The organism is Oligoflexia bacterium, assembly GCA_034439615.1.
GTDB lineage: Bacteria > Bdellovibrionota > Bdellovibrionia > JABDDW01 > JABDDW01 > JAWXAT01.
Genome location: JAWXAT010000070.1, coordinates 1 through 18,608 on the forward strand (window position 1 = coordinate 1; position 18,608 = coordinate 18,608).

Annotated in this window: 16 protein-coding genes; 6 read left to right on the forward strand and 10 right to left on the reverse strand. The window is 39.8% G+C overall.

The window, feature by feature from the left end; all coding sequences use genetic code 11:
• The 6 genes from SGI74_14720 to SGI74_14745 form a co-directional block, all read right to left on the reverse strand.
• The coding region (locus tag SGI74_14720) for a SpoVR family protein (protein ID MDZ4678747.1) at positions 1-1,555 on the reverse strand (1,555 nt) is incomplete at its 3' end.
• A gap of 6 nt (positions 1,556-1,561) precedes the next feature.
• Positions 1,562-2,332 (reverse strand): hypothetical protein, encoded by a 771-nt coding sequence (locus SGI74_14725; protein MDZ4678748.1) that lies wholly within the window; start codon positions 2,330-2,332, stop codon positions 1,562-1,564.
• Positions 2,333-2,335: 3 nt separating this feature from the next.
• The gene (locus SGI74_14730; protein MDZ4678749.1) at positions 2,336-4,528 is read right to left on the reverse strand and encodes a hypothetical protein; all 2,193 of its coding nucleotides are present in this window, start codon (positions 4,526-4,528) and stop codon (positions 2,336-2,338) included.
• Between the two features lie 108 nt (positions 4,529-4,636).
• Entirely contained in the window at positions 4,637-5,803 is a 1,167-nt protein-coding gene (locus SGI74_14735) for a hypothetical protein (protein ID MDZ4678750.1), read from the reverse strand.
• 323 nt (positions 5,804-6,126) lie between these two features.
• Positions 6,127-7,782 carry a hypothetical protein gene (locus SGI74_14740; GenBank protein ID MDZ4678751.1) on the reverse strand — a complete coding sequence of 552 codons (1,656 nt, stop codon included), beginning with the start codon at positions 7,780-7,782 and terminating at the stop codon, positions 6,127-6,129.
• A gap of 2 nt (positions 7,783-7,784) precedes the next feature.
• Positions 7,785-8,027, reverse strand: coding sequence for a hypothetical protein (locus SGI74_14745; protein ID MDZ4678752.1), 243 nt, complete (start codon positions 8,025-8,027; stop codon positions 7,785-7,787).
• A 576-nt stretch (positions 8,028-8,603) separates the two neighbouring features.
• Between SGI74_14745 and SGI74_14750 the strand changes: the two genes are divergently transcribed.
• The 3 genes from SGI74_14750 to SGI74_14760 all read left to right on the forward strand — a co-directional run bounded on the left by SGI74_14750 (position 8,604) and on the right by SGI74_14760 (position 11,267).
• Positions 8,604-9,698: a GNAT family N-acetyltransferase gene (locus SGI74_14750; protein ID MDZ4678753.1), complete on the forward strand. Its 1,095-nt coding sequence runs from the start codon at positions 8,604-8,606 to the stop codon at positions 9,696-9,698.
• On the forward strand, positions 9,695-10,666 hold the full coding sequence (locus tag SGI74_14755) for a hypothetical protein (GenBank protein MDZ4678754.1): 972 nt from the start codon (positions 9,695-9,697) through the stop codon (positions 10,664-10,666). The genes SGI74_14750 and SGI74_14755 overlap by 4 nt, the downstream gene beginning before the upstream one ends.
• Before the next feature lie 94 nt (positions 10,667-10,760).
• Positions 10,761-11,267: a peroxiredoxin gene (locus SGI74_14760; GenBank protein ID MDZ4678755.1), complete on the forward strand. Its 507-nt coding sequence runs from the start codon at positions 10,761-10,763 to the stop codon at positions 11,265-11,267.
• 27 nt (positions 11,268-11,294) lie between these two features.
• On the opposite strand, the gene SGI74_14765 is transcribed toward SGI74_14760, so the two are convergent.
• Positions 11,295-11,771, reverse strand: coding sequence for a dihydrofolate reductase (locus SGI74_14765; protein MDZ4678756.1), 477 nt, complete (start codon positions 11,769-11,771; stop codon positions 11,295-11,297).
• Positions 11,768-12,562 (reverse strand): thymidylate synthase, encoded by a 795-nt coding sequence (locus SGI74_14770; GenBank protein MDZ4678757.1) that lies wholly within the window; start codon positions 12,560-12,562, stop codon positions 11,768-11,770. Before SGI74_14770 ends, SGI74_14765 begins: the two co-directional genes overlap by 4 nt.
• 111 nt (positions 12,563-12,673) lie before the next feature.
• On the opposite strand from SGI74_14770, the gene SGI74_14775 reads away from it, so the two are divergent.
• Positions 12,674-13,951, forward strand: coding sequence for an HD domain-containing protein (locus SGI74_14775; protein ID MDZ4678758.1), 1,278 nt, complete (start codon positions 12,674-12,676; stop codon positions 13,949-13,951).
• A 1-nt stretch (position 13,952) separates the two neighbouring features.
• On the opposite strand, the gene SGI74_14780 is transcribed toward SGI74_14775, so the two are convergent.
• Together SGI74_14780 and SGI74_14785 are read right to left on the reverse strand one after the other, a co-directional pair.
• Positions 13,953-14,294 carry a rhodanese-like domain-containing protein gene (locus tag SGI74_14780; GenBank protein ID MDZ4678759.1) on the reverse strand — a complete coding sequence of 114 codons (342 nt, stop codon included), beginning with the start codon at positions 14,292-14,294 and terminating at the stop codon, positions 13,953-13,955.
• Entirely contained in the window at positions 14,278-15,564 is a 1,287-nt protein-coding gene (locus tag SGI74_14785) for an MFS transporter (protein MDZ4678760.1), read from the reverse strand. Before SGI74_14785 ends, SGI74_14780 begins: the two co-directional genes overlap by 17 nt.
• 30 nt (positions 15,565-15,594) lie before the next feature.
• On the opposite strand from SGI74_14785, the gene SGI74_14790 reads away from it, so the two are divergent.
• Complete coding sequence (locus tag SGI74_14790; protein MDZ4678761.1) at positions 15,595-16,521, forward strand: DMT family transporter; 927 nt, start codon at positions 15,595-15,597, stop codon at positions 16,519-16,521.
• Positions 16,499-18,472, forward strand: coding sequence for an acetate--CoA ligase (gene acs / locus SGI74_14795; protein ID MDZ4678762.1), 1,974 nt, complete (start codon positions 16,499-16,501; stop codon positions 18,470-18,472). The genes SGI74_14790 and acs overlap by 23 nt, the downstream gene beginning before the upstream one ends.
• Positions 18,473-18,608 lie beyond the last annotated feature (136 nt).

Sequence of the window (18,608 nt, forward strand, 5' to 3'; positions counted from 1 at the left end):
CCTCGCCTTCACCTTCTGCCTCGCCTTCACCTTCTGCCTCGCCCTCACCTTCGCCTTTTCCATTTTGTTTTGGCTTCTTATCGAAGATGTCACCAGGTTGTCCATTACCAGGAGTAACCCCCACATCTTCATCAGGAATCCAAGGACTCTGCTTGTAAACATTTGATTTTAAAAAACCACCACCTAAATCAGGGCTTTTCAATCTTTGCTCACGAAGCTTATATACCTGAAAATCTAAATAAAATGAGGGAGTGTCAGACATAATTTTTAATCGAACTGATTTACCAGTTATTATGGGATTTGATTTACCCGCCATAGCTTGTTTCACAGCCAAACCAAGGCGAGCTTTAACATGATTTAAATATTCTAAAACAGCTTCGGCAGCTGTAGGTGCATGGCGAGCCAAACTGATTGTGGATTGAACCGCTTGTTCACCACGTGTTGCCATGAAAGCTTTGGCATGAGGGCCTTGAAAAATATCTGGTTTTGGATAATCCATTTCAAAGTCGCTAATAAAATCATTTAAAGTTTGCAAGAGCTGCGCTTCCAAATTAATTCGAAATGCTGGATTTATTTCTTGAGGAGTTGAAACTACAACTTTTCCTTCTAGCCAAACAGTAACTTCATATTCACCGTGCACAAACGGTTTCACTTCGCCAGATTGAGATTTACTTGGCCTAGCCCAGGGAGATGGTACCCATGGTCCACCGGCTAGACCGCCAGAAGCAGGGCCCAATACAACGCCATTTCTGTCCAACATCCATGGATTAGGTGCGATTCGTTCTAATTCTTTAAGTGGAGAAGGAAGTGCATTTGCGCCTTCAGACCAAGCAGAGCTCCAAATTGTTTTGAGACTAACCGGTCTTTTCATAATTTTTGCTAATGTATAAAGTGTTGGAGCAACACTTTCACGAGCCAAAGGAATACCAAATCTTTCAGCATGTTTGAGTTGGATAACTCCACTCTCATTTAGATTAAAATCATTAAGTTCAATTGTGGGAAAAACAATTTCTTTATCAGCTTGTTGACGCGCAATATGATCTATAACTCGTTGAGGGTCTCTCGTAATAATTCTCTTTTGAGTGATTTGCCCCATATTGGGGTCATAAACTTCTTCTGATTTAAAAAGTAGAAGTTTATTTTTTTCAATCCAATGAGAATCTAAAGCCATTCTTAAAAATGAAAAATCAGTATGTTGAATCATTAAGTCTTCAGCGTAAGCCCAAAAACGTTTATCTTGCTCTAAAAGTTCAAGATTTTTAATATCGGCTCTTTGAACAAACCGTGAATACACACGCATCCACGCTTCACGCCCTAGCCAGTAAGGATTTGACCACTGCGGAACCACTACTCCCTGATTGATATCAGCAAATTGCATACGATCTGCATGTGTGTTCCATGGTGAATGTCTTAAGCCGATATACTCAGCCATTACTGAAAAACCTTCGTTCATGATTTTTGTCAGAACGTAAGCTGGAGTTACGCGATGAAGTTCTTCAAATAGATTTGCGATTTCAACCTTCCATGGCTCAGTGTCTGCCGAAAGATTTGCCACAAATGCCTAAAGAATAGATTGCGTAGGCGCACGCTTGTTAGAAGTTTGATTACGATTTTCTGGTTTAAAAAGTTCTTTTGGCTCGTATGTTCCACGTGTCATATCTTGAAGCGAAGTTAATGTTTCTAGCCTATCATGCCAAGCCGCCACTTCTTTTGACGAAGTTATTTTTTTAATTTCGCTAATTCTTTGTGACATGCGGTAACTAACACCCATTTGATCGGGCTTTCGCATTTTGAAGAGTCGACTTTTTTCAGCAAAAACGTAATGACCACCAACGTGAGTTAAAACAATAAGACTTTCACGATCAGTATTTGTATCACGAATAAATTGATGATGAATTGGCCCAGGCACTACAAACTCTAAAATACCTGCAGCTGATTGAGATCCAGCAACAACACGTGAACCATCACGAGCCAGGGGCATCGGGTGCCCACCTGTTCCGCTTAATGCCGCCATATCAGAAGCATCTGCATACCGAATAACCATAGAAGGAATGGTTGCACCCAATTTATTTTTAAAAACATCGATATAAACTTTTGGTGCGGCACTTTTCAAGAAGGGTTGTAAATCATGATCTTGCCCGCTGCCATACTGAATAATATGAGGCCCAGGAACACTAGTAGTACAACCACCAGGATGCGCCAAACAATTCCAAATACTCTCACAGAATTTTGATTTAGGCCCAGTTTCTTCAGTCGCAAATAATGAAATAGGAATCATGACAATCATGAAAAGAATTAATATCACTTTGTGGAGATTTCTAAATAATTCCATTAATTATCTCCCGCGCGGAACAAATCCGCCGCCCGACATTATTAAATTTAAAAATACGCCACAGTTTTCATCAAATCGAACAGCAGGTGTCACCACACGATTTGCACCAGTTTCATATGTATCAAAAAATGGAACCGACTGAGCATTTCCAGTAACAACTGTTAAATCAGGACTAATAAATGGCGATGTTTTACTTTCAAAAAATACATGTTGAACTCCGACTCTCTGACCTGCCGTAGCATCTTCTGTAACAAATGTTAGGCTTCGAGAAGCAAACTGTGTAAGAGCACCCCAGGGTAAACGAGCCAAAGCTCTATCGACAGCTAATGCAAATAATCGCATTGCATCGTACTCTGATAGTCGAGTTAACTTTTCTTTACTCTCGTTTTGGCTTTCTACTAAGCCAGGGTTAAAAACATCTGTTAGATATTTAATCATTTCAGTATTTAGAGCAGAGCCGAACTTCTTAATTAAAACAGGTTCATCTTTTGTCAGACCGTCAATCCATTTTTCTGAATCAGGAAGGCGCCTAATGTCAGAAACTCTAAAAAGAGTAGATGCAACCTGGTCTAAATTTTCAGATAAAGAATCAATTGTTTCTTTTAATACATGCTGTCTGGTTTTTTTATTGGTCGGTAAAATACCGGAGGCTTGAAACTCTTCGATTAAACGTTCTGCTTGAGGAACTCCTACTTTTGGGTAGGACTTCATTTGAACTGATTGTCGCTGAATCAGTGCATGTACAATTTGTTTGAATTTTCCTTTTTCAACCGCACTCGAAGCACCAAACGCAGTGGCATCCATAGGGAGGTACTCAAGTGGGTATACGGGCAAACCCTTTAAATGATCAACAAGTGCACGAGCTGAGGGGGCTCCACGATTTTGCTGACGATTCACATCTCCAGAGAAACTTTCACTCTCAGCAATCGTTTTAAGAAGTGTTTCAAATGTATACTTACGAACCCCGTCTAAGAGATATCGCATAATCTCAATTTTGCCACGCATTGATGAATCAATTGGAACTCTTTCTAAGTTCTGCTCGATAAATCGTTCCATTTGTTCAGCGACATCAAGACTGCCACCACCGGGTGCACTAGTATTATTTATAAGTGGACTATCTCGCACAACAAGCTTTGGCACGACAATAACGGCTTTTCCACCTTCCGTTCTAATTTTAATCAAGCTTGAAACAGCGGCGGGAGTAAATGTTCGAGCACCCTCATTAGGAAACTTTTCGACTAATTTTTCTATTACGTATGAACTTACAAAAGTTAAAATCCCACTATTAACAAATGCCTGTTTTGATCCATCAACAACTTTCTTTGCCAAGTTAGGTGATTTAGCATCAGGTGGGAAAGTGTTCATGTTAATAATTGTCGCAAATCGCTTCAAAAAAGAATCATCCCAGATTTCATCATCTGGTGACAAAGTTGCTAATATTAATTGCTCCAAAGAAGGTGTTCTGCCGTTAGCTCCCGTTATTTTTTCAATCTTCTTATTATCAGGAGTTGCATTCATAGTAACAACCGCAACAACATTTCTTGTTGGGATCACAGTCACCTGCTCAGTGGGGCCAGTCGCTGGGTAAGTTGGTGATTCCAAAAACGACCTAAGTTTTCTAACAAAAATTGACCTCACCTTTGAAGGCGCCACGTGGAGATCATCTAAAACAAGAATGCCTCGGTTACCTGTATCTAAAGACAAGAAATAATCAATATTCTTTAATGCTTGTTCAACACTGATATTACCAGGGCCCTGACCTTCACCATTTTCTTGAAGCTTGGCCATATTGAGAATAAAAATTCCGGCACCTGCATTTTCTTGAGGACTTGCATTAATTTTATATTCTTTTAGCCCCAAAGTTTTTGCTAAAGACTGAAATAAAAAAGTCTTACCTGTGCTTGATTCGCCAAAGAGAATAAATGAGCTTGAAGAAGCACGATCCGTAGGAATCAATTGATTTAAAATTACTTTGATTACTTTTTCTTTTATAGCACGTTGACCTTCAAAACCACCCACCTCAGCCCAACGCTGAACAATGTCTTTGCGACTTAAAACGTGAAGCATATCTTCAGGTGGCAGAGCTTCAAGGTTCAATACAACCGGAAATACTTTTGCAAGAATTGCCTCAATAGTGCTTCTTGAAATTTTCTTTTGTTTTCTAAGCAGAGCATTTTTTGATAACTCATGACTCAAGCGAGCAGAAGCCCTGGTAAAACTATCAAATACAGTTTCTTTATTTTGTACCGCTAAATTTTCTGTACGGGAAATAAAATAAGAAGCAACTCGCGCGCGTTTCTCTTCTTACGACAAAGCACTTGAGTCTTTACCTTGAGTGAAGCTCGCAATATCAATTTCACAACCTAGATTTGTAATTTCTTTTCTGCCCAAAAAATCAGCAATAAATGATTTTCGAATTTCATGAGAAGGTGCTTTCAAATGAATGACTTCGAATTTTTGCTCAAGATTATACTTGCTCTCTAAATCTCCATCGTCAAAAACTTGATGCCACTCTGACTCGGTACCCACAAGTAAAGTTGAAAAAGTTGGTGGATCCTTTTTTTGAGTAAAATCAGAAAGTCCAATTTGTTCACCCTCAGTTGCAACCAAATAAAGAAAATGCGGAGCTTGAATTGCGCCATCTTCCGTCTGCTGGGTCGCATCTAATGAAATACCACTCACCGTTTTTTCACTGAGTATGAATCCCCCTTTTTTGGGAGCAGGTCTCTTTATCAGAGCAATATCTGCAAGCGGTGCAAATAAAAACGGCCTTGATCTCTTATCATTCGCCGTTTCTTTCATCATAATAAAATTCTCAATGACGTCTTCTTGAGAGGTATATCCAGGAGTAGGCTTGTATAGCTTTAATTGCTCAACGAGATTTGATTCTTTCCAAAATTGCGCAGGATTATCAATTCGAACCTGCAATGCCGAAGGGTAATTATGGGCATAGGTTTTTAATTCCTCAGGAACAATTAAAATTACTCGACGTGGTTTCTCGTGCGGATTCGCCAATTGCTCCAAAAGATCTTTGAAGTCGGGAAAAATATCCGTTTGATAATCTGCCGGGTTAAATCTGTACTTTTCTTTTTTCTTTTCTTCTTCAGATCTATGTTGTGAACCAAAATATCGCCAGCGTCCTGACCGTTGTATTTTGGCATTAATAGCGCTGGCATCTAAATCAATTTCGCCCAAAGATATTTGTTTTTTATTTTCAATATCATAGACCTTATAACGGGGATCAGTTTGCGGAAATTGGGGTGTTAAAATCCAATATGCCGCACCTTTTTTATCATAGACAAACCGATTTTCAATTTCCTCTCTTACAGGGGCTTGTTCTTCTGTTAATATTCTGGTGAAGTTAGCCATATTTAAAAATTCTTTATCTGGATTAGCAAGCTTAAGAATTTTTTTATCTTTTTCTAATTGAATTGACGTTACAAAAGTACCAAGTCCCCGCAAACTCAGCACCACTGCGACAGAACTTTGAGTAAAATTTTCTGCAAGCTTTGGTCGAATGATTTGAACATGTTCAATATTGACAGAGAAATATCAGTCAGACTTGCAAATGGTACAATTGATGGATTCGCAGTAGAACCAGACACGAGGTAAGCATTAACACCCCGTTGACCTGACATAAAACGAGGATCCATAAAAACGAGACTTACTTCAAAAGCATACGTGTCTTTCGCAGGAAAAATCTCAGTGCGCTCAACAAGTGTATGCTGCGTATCTCCAACTTTAAATGGAAGAAGTTGCGCATGGATTCCGAGATCTTTTACCGAATTAGCACTTTAAATATATACACCTGAAACCTCACCCTTAAGTTGAGATTTTTCAAACTGCAAGTGAACAAGGTTACCCAAAAGTTTGTTTGTGGCTAAGGGCTGTGGATACAATTCAACAGCCGTATCCGCCTCCAATGACTTTACAACATCAATATGTGCAGTAGTGGGTTTATGCTGAGTATTATAATCATGAAGTGTCAGCGCCGGTGGGGTAGCAGCATCAAACAAGAGCGCATTATTAGTTACAGAAAAATTAAGTCGCCTAATTATTTCTTCAGCGGAATAAAAGTTTGTTGTTAATACAGTTGAACGCTTCGCTTGAAATGCACGCGTTGTCGCTTGCATCTCATAGATTTCAGTTTGCTTACCAACTTCACCTTTCCACGAAACAACAATATATGGACCGCTTTGAGTAGGATAAACCGAAGCTTCAGTGACTCTTCCGAGTTTTTGAGAAAAAGACGGGCGCAATTCTGTAATATCGTCTTTATTTTCAGCATCTTTACCGAAAATAAATACTCTCTTATCTGTTGTAAGTGCAATTTTGACTAAGTGAGCTTTCGAATCTAATAGAATACGATCATCGGAAGAAACAAGCAGGCCAGATCGGGCACTGTGTTCAAAGTTAGCAACTATTCTTGGGCTTCCGACGAGATACTCATCATACGATAAAGTACTTGTCCCACTAAAGAGGCTCGACTTTCCATTAAAAGGGTCATGGACTAAATACCCTCGACCTGTTCCATTTTTAATGAGTTCACCTGGCATTATATCAATACGAACATTTCCAGTTAATATATCAATGTAAGGAACACTCCCTATATTCGCTTCAAGACTCGCATTTTGAGATCCATTGTTTCGCTGTTTGTAGGCGCGGGCTAAATGTGCGCGCCATGTTTTCATATAAAAGCTGTCAGTCGTATGGGCCTGAGAGAGTCTGCCAATAAGACTCATAGATATGACACCGTTATGCTCAGATGAAAGAACAGCTTTCTCGTTTAAGAGATCACCTTGAGTGTAATCCCAATCTAAAAGCCATGGCTCAGGTGTCGCCATTTTAACTTCTGCATTGGCATTTTTCAATTCTGGAGAAATAGCAAAAGTAATTCCCGAACCAACTTGTGATAAGTGTTTCATTGACGCCAAAATTGCTGGGTAATTACCATTTGTAGTTTTGTGAAATACTTCTTTTACATTGATTTCATCAGCTGATTGAATTTTTGGTAATTCTAAAACTGAACCATCTACTGGATTACGAATGTGTGAAAATTTCTTATAAGTATCGGGAAGTGAAGCATCAGAATAAATCGTTGCCCATGTGAGTACACCATCTACAACTAATAAAATGTCGTATCGATTTGTCTGCTGCGCTATTTGCCTAAACTGTAAAGATACGCCACCCGTTACGCCAGGGCTAATGATAGTGCCCGGTATAGCTAAGCGCCAATCATTCCCATTTCTTACGTACAAACCAGGTTCACGTTTTGAAGCACCCTTTTGATCAGGCAATACGAGTTTATAAGGAACACCACCGTGAATACTTGTGATGGGTTCCTCAGAATTTGAGTATGCTACTTGAGAAGTCGAAACAAGAAGGCTCAATGCAACGAGTTTTACAACTCGCTGAAACCGGCTCGATTTAAATGCTTTTACTACCAGCATTTTTACCGACCCGCATGCAATTCAGGAAGATCCCCAGGTCGTTGCATTAAAATTTGCAAAACTTGTTGTAAGCAGTGATCACAATAGCCGCGACGCTTTAAGCGTGTGACGAACTCATTTGCAGTGGCAACTTCTTCTTGTGTGCCTGTTTTTTTACCCATTGCTTCAAGTTGGATCGCACATTCTTTTGCAAGCTTGTCATTTAAGCTAGAAGTGTTTGTTGCATATGCATTTTGAAATGACATTAAACACACAAGAATTAAAAACTGAATTAAAGACGAACCCCTCAGCAGATTTCTGAATAAATTTTGCAAAACCAACTCCTCCTCATCCCTTTTAAAAAAAACGTAGTCGAATTATGAACATTGCATTCATGATTTACCGCTACGACTTGGTCGTTAGGGAAGAGGACAATTACAAAATACGTACCAGAAATTAAGCACTTGGAAATTCAAGAAAGCGTACGAATACAAAGGGTTTATGAATATTGGGGAATTTACGCTGACAGATTTTAGTGTGAAAAATTTTCTTGTTTCTAAAATCGTATCCAAACTTTACACAGCAACACCTAAATCTCTATTAATCGAGTCATCGGTTTTTTCGAGGAAAATTAATGGGTTCGACGCATCAAAGATGGCAAATAAACACTCTTTTTGAGGTGCCTAGACCTGCCCAATATATGAGCAAAAACTGAAATCCACTGAAATGCTCTGTTATTAAGACTTCCCTTCAAATCTAGACAAAAGTGAGAGAGCCGTACAAGCAGGCAGTGAGGTATACTAATCACAAGCACTTATGCTCAATTTCAGGAGGTGGGGTCCATGGAAGGTCCGCGCGCACCAAAATCAGAAGAGTTTAATGATCTTGTAAAATTTCTTGATACAAATTTACGGGATCAAAACTCTTGGTCTATTGCAGATGAATATCCCACAACAATGACGTTACAAAATCTGCACAACGTTCGAATTATAAAAGATGAGAACGGAATACTCAGCCATGCTGTAATAAAACCGACAATTGTAAAAACCCGGCGTGGTCTTTTTAAAGTGGGTTGTCTCGGCAGCGTTGTCACACAAGAAGCTTATCGCAATCAAGGCTTGAGCCAAAATGTTCTCAATGATTGTGTTAGTGCAATTCAAGCTCAGGGCTGTGACATCGCCATCTTGTGGACAAATCAATATGACTTTTATCGTAAAATGGGTTTTGAACTCGCGGGCAGCGAAGTAAGTTTACTTATTGATCGGCCATTAAATCTTGGCGCAACAAAGTATAAAATAATTCAGAATAATCGAGTCGATGCTCAAGTACTTTTTCGACTCTATTCTCAACATACCGTTTCTTCTATTCGTACACTCGAAGATTTCGAAAAATATCTGCGCATTCCGAACAGTCGTTTGTACACTGCTTGGAACGCTGAAGGTAAGGTAGAAGCCTTTGCTGTCGAGGGGAAGGGCGTTGATTTACAGGGATATATTCATGAATGGGGCGGTTCTGTTGACGCTCTCCTTGCATTGATCAATCACATCAGGGTTACACACGCTCAACCCATCACTGTAATTTCGCCTTCACATGCGACAAATCTTATTCGCAAGCTTGAATCATTTGGTGTGAATCGCGTTGAGGGATTTTTGGGAATGATTAAAATTACCAATGCCCAATCACTTTTCAATAAAGTTATTCGTAGTGCACGTCAAGAGTGGGGAATTGAGAATTTTGTTTTAGAACATCGCGAAGGTTTTTATTACTTTGGTGTTGGGAAAAATATTTTCAAAACTGATCAAGAGACAGATATCGTGCGCATTCTCTTTGGCCCGCAAAAACCAAGTCAGCTTCATGATTGCGGACCAGAGGCAAATGCCATTTTAGATAAAATTTTGCCACTGGAAATGTGGCTATGGGGCTGGGATAGCGTATGAAAAATATAAATCACTTAGGCAGGCATTTAGTGTTAATTTGCGCAGCGGCACTTTATTCATTTTCACTCACATCTTGCACCATTAAGCCTCCTGAAAATACTGATGACATTGGCCCAGAAGTGACTCCTTCGCAAATCCGTCAGGCTTTTATCGACGCACAAGCGGGTTTTGACCCAGAAAAAGCATATCGTGTTGGGGACAGCGGCAAAAGCCAAATGATCTATAAAGTGTTGAGTGATAATTTTATCAGTGAAACCCATAATTTTCTTGTGACTGAAGTAAATGCTAAACACATCTTGTATCAAGATGCCTATACCATTCACTCAAGAAGTGCTGATGAAGCTGATAAACATGGCGAATCATTTTATGAAATAACAAAGGCAACACCAACTCCTTCACCCACACCAGCCTCAAGTAGTGAAAAAAAACTATCACCTGGCAAATTCTCCAATACGCTTATTGCATTTTTCAATCGAGCAAAAAAACTTTTATCTTCGATCAGCATTGAGTTTTCAACTGCCGTTGGAAAAAATCTTGCCCAAGATATTTCAAAATCTATTGATATAAATAATCTTATCACTCACCGCATACTTGAGAATGACTTACAAAAGAGATTTTTTACGACCCAAGATCTATCGACTAAATCACTCACCCCATCTGAACCACGCGAGTCTCGCTACTATGGGCTTCGTTCTTTTAAACATAGGTTTATTACAAACAACTGTTCACAGCTTGCAGACTGCCGAGTAAACGCAACACATATTCAATATAATGAAATCACCACAGACAAAGACGGTCAGCCCATGAAAATACATTGGATCTACGAAATCAGCATTGAAGTTCCAGGTATTTTTACCGTCTTAGAAGAATGCTACTCAACTCTTGTGAAGCAAGACAATAGTCAACTACCTCTGACAATTTGCAGTCATGTAGAAAATTTCAAATTCGGCTTTGCTGATCCAAAATAAATAATTTTTTAGATAGACGCTACTCATAGAAGTTTCTAGTATGGGTTCTGTTTACTTTAAAAACATTAACCAGCTCATAATTAAAGGAGTACTTATGTCGGTGAAAGTTCAACATCCCGCACCTGATTTTTCTCTTCAAAGTCACACAGAAAAAACTGTTACTTTAACAGGTCTTAAAGGTAAATGGGTGGTTCTATTCTTTTACCCTCTTGATTTCACATTTGTGTGCCCCACGGAAGTAGTGGAATTTAGCAAACGCTATAATGAATTTCGTGAAAAAAACACTGAGGTTTTAGGCTGCAGCATTGATTCAATTTATGTTCACAAAGCATGGGCTGAAAGTCTTGGTGGGCTTAATTACCAACTGCTGAGTGACATGCATAAAGATGTTGGACGTCGCTATGGAGTTCTTATTGAAGACAAAGGCTTTCACTTAAGAGGCACTTTTGTAATTGATCCTGAGGGCATTACCCGCTGGATTAACATCAACGACACAGGTGTTGGGCGCAGCGTAGATGAAGTATTACGAGTTGTTACAGCACTTCAAACAGGCAAACTCACAGCATGTGATTGGAAGCCTGGTCAAAAAACTTTGAATTGAAAATTAAATTTTTACTGATGCCCTTTTTTATTTTCGCTTGTAGTCGAGAAAACTAAAGGGCATTGGATCAACATGATCTTCTCTAAAAGTAAGTTCAAACAGAGATGCATTAAATTCTGGAAAATAAACATCACCATCAACTTCTTTATGAACAAGGGTTAGATATAAACGATCTGCTTTATCGATGGTTTGTTTAAAAATATCTCCACCACCTAAAATAAAAATTTCTTCATTAGTTTTTTTGTAAGGCTCAATTGCATTTTCAATTGAATCAACGACAACGACTCCCTCGTATTTAAAATCAGCATTGCGCGTGATTACAACATTCGTGCGATTTGGTAATGGCTTACCAATAGAATCAAACGTCTTTCTCCCCATGATTACCAGATGCCCTGACGTGATAGCTCTAAATCTTTTAAGATCTATTGGAATATTCCATGGCAATTTTTGATCTCGACCGATCACACGGTTTTCTGACATCGCGACGATGAGAGAAATTATCATACTGAGATCTCAGCTTTTATAGCTGGATGTGGCTCATAACTTTCCAAGGTAAAATCTTCGAATTTAAAATCAAAAATAGATTTTACTGAAGTATTAAGTTTCATCGTGGGTAATTTTCGCGGTTCACGTGTGATCTGGAGCTGTGATTGCTCCATGTGATTATTATAAATATGAGCATCACCCAATGTGTGTACGAATTCTCCCGCTTGAAGGCCCGTCACTTGCGCTACCATCATCAATAACAAGGCATAGCTTGCAATATTAAAAGGCACACCCAAGAAAACATCAGCACTGCGCTGATACAACTGACAAGAGAGTTTTCCGTTAGCAACATAGAACTGAAAAAAAGCATGACAAGGTGGAAGAGCCATTTTATCAAGCTCACCCACATTCCATGCACTCACGATGAGCCTTCTCGAATCAGGGTTAGCTTTTATATTCTTAATGAGTTCAGTTATTTGATCAATGGTGCGGCCGTCAGTAGTATGCCAGCTGCGCCACTGAGAACCATAAACGGGGCCTAAGTTTCCTTGAGGGTCAGCCCATTCATCCCAAATGGTGACCTTATTATCTCTGAGATATTTTACATTTGTATCACCCGAGAGAAACCATAATAGCTCATGGATAATACTGCGCAGATGAAGCTTTTTGGTCGTAACGATTGGAAAACCTTGGGCAAGATCAAAGCGCATCTGGTAACCAAAAACACTTTTTGTACCAGTACCCGTACGATCTTCTTTACGCACACCGTTTTCAAGAACGTGTTTGATGAGATCATGATATTGGCGCATCGAGAAAGCCCCCTTGCTGATAGCAGATATTTAGGGCATAAAATATCCTACTCAATGCCCAGCCGCCAGTAAAATTCATGAGTGCGAGGGCTAGAAATTTGGAGAGCGCAATTGGAAATTCGTGACCCCATTCATGGCTCCATCGAACTGACCCCCTCTGAAACGAGCGTCATAGACAGCGCTTTTTTTCAACGACTTCGCAATATTAAGCAGCTCGGTTTCACAGAGTTTAGTTATCCAGGTGCGACTCATAATCGTTATATTCACTCTCTTGGCGCTATGCATTTAGCAGGTAGCGCATTTGATTCTGTTTTCCGTGGTTATCCCTTTAGCACCCCGCAAGTCAGATGGCGTTTACGTCAGGCGGTTCGTCTAGGCTCACTTTTACATGATATTGGCCATGGGCCGCTTAGCCACACCTCTGAAGAGGTCATGCCTGATGTCACAAAACTTAAAGTCAAAATCTATGCTGGCCAGAGAAAAGGACGGGCCAATCATGAAGATTACACAATTAAAATAATCACTGACTCAAGCCTTACTCCAATACTTAAAAAGGAATTTTCTGATCTTTCGCCTGAACATATCGCACGACTTATTGATAAATCTTTACCAAGTGATGATGATTTTTATATCGATAATGGAGTAAATATCCGCCCACTGCTTTCACAAATTGTAAGCAGTGAGCTTGATGTAGACCGCATGGATTATCTAGCACGAGATAGTTACTACTGTGGGGCTTCATATGGGCGAGTTGATTCCGATTGGCTTTTGGCCAATATGACTTATTACCGAAATGGAAATGCACTAAATTTAGCACTTAATCGTCGTGCAATTTACACCTTCGATGACTTTTTAATTTCGCGTTATCACATGTACATGATGGTTTACTTTCATCATAAAGGAATCGTTTATGATGAAATGCTTCTTAGATATTTAAGATCCACTGATTGTGATTTCTTTTTGCCTTCTGACATTGAAGAATACATCAAGTATGACGATTACCGCATACATACACACATGAGTCAGAGTACAAACTCATGGGCTCGATTGATTTCTGAGCGAAAACCCTACCGCATGCTGGTTGAATATCATGATCGAAAAAATGACAGCCTAGACAAAGTTGAAGCAGCACTTCAAAAAGAAAATATTGATGTGATTAAAGCTAGCTCCACAGGGCGACTCAGCAAATACTACACTGGCGGCGTTAATCATAACGAGCCCATCTTTGTTGTTGATTCAGATAAAGGCTCTGAGGCTCACGTTACTAAAATTGAAGAGAGCACTGAGATTTTCAATAAATACCATGACTCACGAAAGATTGAACGTCTCTATGTGAGCCGCGAGAGTTTCGAACGTGCGCAGACTTTAGCGCATAAAATTCATCAATAAATTATACTGATTTAAGCGTAGCTGCATAAGCCTGGTATCCACCAACTAGATTCACGATATTGAAATATCCTGTTTTTTCAATTTCTTCGACAAGATGGGCGGAGTGAACACCATCATGATCATAGAGTACAATTGGCGTGTCTTTTTTTGGAACCATTTGAGGTAGTTTTTCTAAAAAACTCTCTTTAGGAATATGAAGTGCCGCAGGAATATGAGCTTTTTCATAATCATCTTTTGCGCGCACATCAAAAATTAGAAAATTCACATGCAACATTTGCATGCGCTTTAATTTTTCGACATCGATTTCAATAATATCTACTTCTTCTTCAGTGGATGCTGACATTGGATTTTCCTGAATTGGGAAGTTTGTGAACGTTTTTAATAACTATAAATAAAACAAAACAAGAAATTGCAGCGGCCGCGATGTAAGGAGCAGCGGGCCCGATATGGCCAAAAAGAACACCACCAAGAAGTGGCCCCAAGATGCGAGCAAGGCTACTTAAGCTTTGAGTCACACCCATTACGGCACCTTGTTGTTTAGGATCAGTAAGTAAACTAATTCCTCCGAGAATTGCAGGGTTTGTAATACCCGTGCCAATAGCTACTAAGATCATCGTAATATATAACGCTGTACTTGAATAACTAAGTGCTACGCATAGAAAACCAAATGCTGCTAAAAGTGGCCCAGCCACGGCCATTTTTCTTTCACCAAATTTTGGAAATAATTTTCTGATGAGATAACCTTGAGTAAACGCCATCATTACACCAACAAAAGCGAAAAGATTTCCGGTTTGTCGAACACCGTAGCTGAACCTAGCTTCGGTAAATAATGCTAATGTGGCCTCAAGATTTGCCATGGCAACTGTTGATAAAAAGAAAACAAAAATAAGCCAACCAGCTTGCGTCTGAGTCATGGATCGCAAGATTAATTTAATACGTGACTCACGAGCTATTGAAACTGCCGTCGCACGTTTTTCTGGTGGAAGGCTTTCTGGAAGTTTAAAATACGCTAAACAAAATGCAAACAGACATACCGCACTTGCCACTAGAGCTGGAAAACCCATTCCAAAAATTCCATCACTTATAATTAATGGGCCATTTAAACTTTGCTCAGCATGTACAATTCCAAAAAAGGTTCCGACTGCTGGCCCTGCCTCACTGAGCTTTGCTCCTATAGCGGGGCCAAAAATAAAACCTAATCCAAATGCTGCTCCGATGAGACCCATTCCTTTAGAGCGGCTTTTCTCATCTGTTACGTCTGCAACATAGGCTTGGGTCGCTGAGATATTTGCACCAAAAACCCCTTGAAAAAGTCGCGCTATAAAAAGAATGGAGAGATTTGTGGCCATTGCAAAAATAAAATAGCTGACTGTACTTCCAAGGAGAGACATCAATATAATTGGGCGCCGACCAACACGATCACTTAAACCACCCCATACAGGAGCAAATAAAAATTGCATAAGCGAGTAACTGGCCATAAGCAAACCAACAGTTACAGCAGTTGCCCCAAAGTGTTGGGCATAAAAAGGGCTTAAGGGTAAAACGATCCCAAAACCGACGAGGTCGATGAAAATCGTTAAAAATACGATAAATAAAGGAGATCGTTGCTTCATACCTTAGGCTAAACTAAACTTCTTTCAGAAATGACACAAACAAAAAACCTCAAAGTTCATTTGGCATTAATCTCCGTAAGCGTACTTTACGGGGTGGCTTACATTGTGAATAAGTATGTCTTGCATTATATACCTGCTGCTGCCTCGGTTTTTTGTCGCACGGTAGGTGCCGGACTCATTTTGTATCTTTTTGTGCATAAAGAGATTGTAAGCCGTCGCCCCAAACGAGGTGAAATCAAAGCTATTTTGATACTTTCACTTTTTGGCATCGTATTTAATATGATTGCCTTTATGGAAGGTATGCAGCGCACAACAGCTACCCATGCGTCAGTTATTAATGCCTCAGTTCCTATTTTAACTTTGCTCTTTAGTGTTTTTTTACGAACTGAAAAACTTAACATCTATCGATTTTCGGGGATGGTTATGTGCATTACCGGCATTTTGTATCTCTCCGAGATAGAAAAAATGCAGTGGCAAAGTGAATTGTTTGTTGGTGACATGCTCTGCGCTTTAAACTCTGCATTTTTTAGTTTTTATTTGGCCCTTTCACGAAAAATCGCCAAAGGAATCCCACCCATGGTGGTAACAACGGGGATGTTCGTCTTTGGAGCTATCATATTGTTACCCTATAGTGGACCTGCTTTTTTCAATGTTTCTTGGGATACGTTTCCACCGTTGTTTTTTGCGGCTTTATTTTATTTAGTTGTGGCGAGTTCAGTGATTACCTATTTTTTAAACAATTGGGCATTGGCTCGCGTTGAGAGTAGTGCCGTTGGTATTTACATTTATCTTCAACCCATTATCGCGGGTTGTTTATCGTATCTCATTTTTGATGAGCGCTTGACACCTCGAATGATTTTAGCTTCTCTATTGGTGTTTAGCGGTGTTGCCATTGGAAACTTTTGGCCACTGAAGCAAAAGAAAAAGGAAATTTATGCCGAACCACACGTCTCCTAATTCACCTGAAAAATCTATCGACTCACTCTCCACGGAAAAAAGAAAATTTCAACCGCCAAAAGATTTTTCTGAAAAATCTCATATTAGATCAATCGAAGAATATAAAAAACTTTATGACCATGCCGCTCAAAATCCAGATGCATTTTGGACAGAACAAGCACAAAGTTTAATTTGGGATAAAAAGTTTGATAAAGTTTGTGAATGGGATGTTCCCTTTGCCAAATGGTTCGTCGGAGGAAAACTCAACGCCTCTGTTCAATGCCTTGATAAAAACTTAAAGTTAAATTCCGAGAAAATAGCACTTTTATGGGAGGGCGAACCGGGTGAGGTCAGAAAACTTACCTATAAAGATCTCTATGAACTCACTTGCCAAACTGCAAATACACTTAAAGAACTTGGAGTTAAAAAGGGCGATCGCGTAGCGATTTATATGCCCATGGTTCCTGAAGCCGTGGCTGCAATGCTCGCATGTGCACGTTTGGGTGCTCCACATTCAGTAATATTTGGTGGATTTAGCAGTGAATCTTTAAAAGATCGCATCAACGATGCCCAGTGCAATGTTGTCATCACAGCTGATGGTGGTTATCGACGTGGGGCAGTGATTCCACTAAAAGAAAATATTGATAATGCTCTTAAGAAAACACCTTGTGTTAAAAAAGTTTTGGTTCTTAAACGCACAGGCAACCCTGTTCTTATGGACGCCACGCGAGATGTTTGGTGGCATGAGAGTGTGTCTTTACAGAAAAAAGAATGCGCCCCAACTTCTGTTGATAGTGAAGATCTACTTTTTATTTTGTACACAAGTGGCACTACGGGTAAACCAAAAGGCATCGTTCATACAACTGCGGGTTACATGCTTTGGGCAGCACTCACTACAAAATGGGTTTTTGATTTAAAACCTAACGATATTTATTGGTGCACTGCCGACATCGGCTGGGTCACTGGTCACAGCTATCTTGTCTACGGCCCCTTACAAAATGGCACAACCGCATTTATGTACGAGGGTGCACCAAATCAACCAGATTTTGGAAGATTTTGGCAAATGATTGAAAAACATAAAATTAATATCCTCTACACAGCTCCAACTGCAATTCGAGCTTTCATGCGCGCGGGTGATGATTATGTTAATCGTCATGACCTAAAAAGTTTAAGGTTATTGGGAAGTGTTGGTGAGCCTATTAATCCAGAGGCATGGATGTGGTATCACAAAGTAGTAGGCAATGAACGTTGTCCAATCGTTGATACTTGGTGGCAAACTGAAACAGGTGGAATCATGATGAGTCCATTACCTGGAGCAACGCCTACAAAACCAGGCAGCTGCACACTTCCTTTGCCAGGAATTCATCCTCGAGTTGTTAAAAAATCAGGCGAAACTTGTATAGCAAATGAAGGTGGGTTTTTAATTATTGAAAAACCCTGGCCTGCAATGTCTCGCGGCATTTATAACGACAACGAAAGATTTGAAAAAACATACTGGAGTGATTTTAAAGGAAAATATTTTACCGGCGATGGTTCTCGCTGTGACGAAGATGGATATTTCTGGGTCATGGGGCGCGTGGATGATGTATTAAACGTCGCAGGTCACAGACTTGGAACCGCTGAAATTGAAAGCGCACTTGTGAGTCACCCAAAAGTTGCTGAGGCTGCTGTTGTTGGAAGACCCGATGATTTAAAAGGTCAAGCTGTAGTGGCCTTTGTAACTTTGCGTGCGCAATTTGCTGGCTCACAAATACAAGATGAACTTAAAGCACATGTTGTAAAAGAAATCGGAGCCATTGCACGCCCCGATGATATTCGTTTTACTGATAGTCTACCTAAAACAAGATCAGGCAAAATTATGCGACGTTTGCTTCGAGAACTCGCCTCCAGCGGAAAAATCGCGGGTGATGTGACTACACTTGAAGATATGGGAGTGATTAATAAGCTTGCTGCTTCATATGATGATGAGTGAGTGCATAGAATCAAAAGGATTCATACCCGACTAATGGTGTTTACTTTGAACTGAACTCATGGTTAGTTCTAGCCTGTTTTGAATTTAACTAAGGAGATTTATATGGGTCGTGGCGATAATCGTCGTTCGAAAAAAA

Coding starts and splice junctions, on each gene's coding strand:
- SGI74_14725 (MDZ4678748.1), bottom strand. CDS start 2,332: ATGGAATTATTTAGAAATCTCCACAAAGTGATATTAATTCTTTTCATG.
- SGI74_14740 (MDZ4678751.1), bottom strand. CDS start 7,782: ATGCTGGTAGTAAAAGCATTTAAATCGAGCCGGTTTCAGCGAGTTGTA.
- SGI74_14745 (MDZ4678752.1), bottom strand. CDS start 8,027: ATGTCATTTCAAAATGCATATGCAACAAACACTTCTAGCTTAAATGAC.
- SGI74_14750 (MDZ4678753.1), top strand. CDS start 8,604: ATGGAAGGTCCGCGCGCACCAAAATCAGAAGAGTTTAATGATCTTGTA.
- SGI74_14755 (MDZ4678754.1), top strand. CDS start 9,695: ATGAAAAATATAAATCACTTAGGCAGGCATTTAGTGTTAATTTGCGCA.
- SGI74_14760 (MDZ4678755.1), top strand. CDS start 10,761: ATGTCGGTGAAAGTTCAACATCCCGCACCTGATTTTTCTCTTCAAAGT.
- SGI74_14765 (MDZ4678756.1), bottom strand. CDS start 11,771: ATGATAATTTCTCTCATCGTCGCGATGTCAGAAAACCGTGTGATCGGT.
- SGI74_14770 (MDZ4678757.1), bottom strand. CDS start 12,562: ATGCGCCAATATCATGATCTCATCAAACACGTTCTTGAAAACGGTGTG.
- SGI74_14780 (MDZ4678759.1), bottom strand. CDS start 14,294: ATGTCAGCATCCACTGAAGAAGAAGTAGATATTATTGAAATCGATGTC.
- SGI74_14785 (MDZ4678760.1), bottom strand. CDS start 15,564: ATGAAGCAACGATCTCCTTTATTTATCGTATTTTTAACGATTTTCATC.
- SGI74_14790 (MDZ4678761.1), top strand. CDS start 15,595: ATGACACAAACAAAAAACCTCAAAGTTCATTTGGCATTAATCTCCGTA.
- acs (MDZ4678762.1), top strand. CDS start 16,499: ATGCCGAACCACACGTCTCCTAATTCACCTGAAAAATCTATCGACTCA.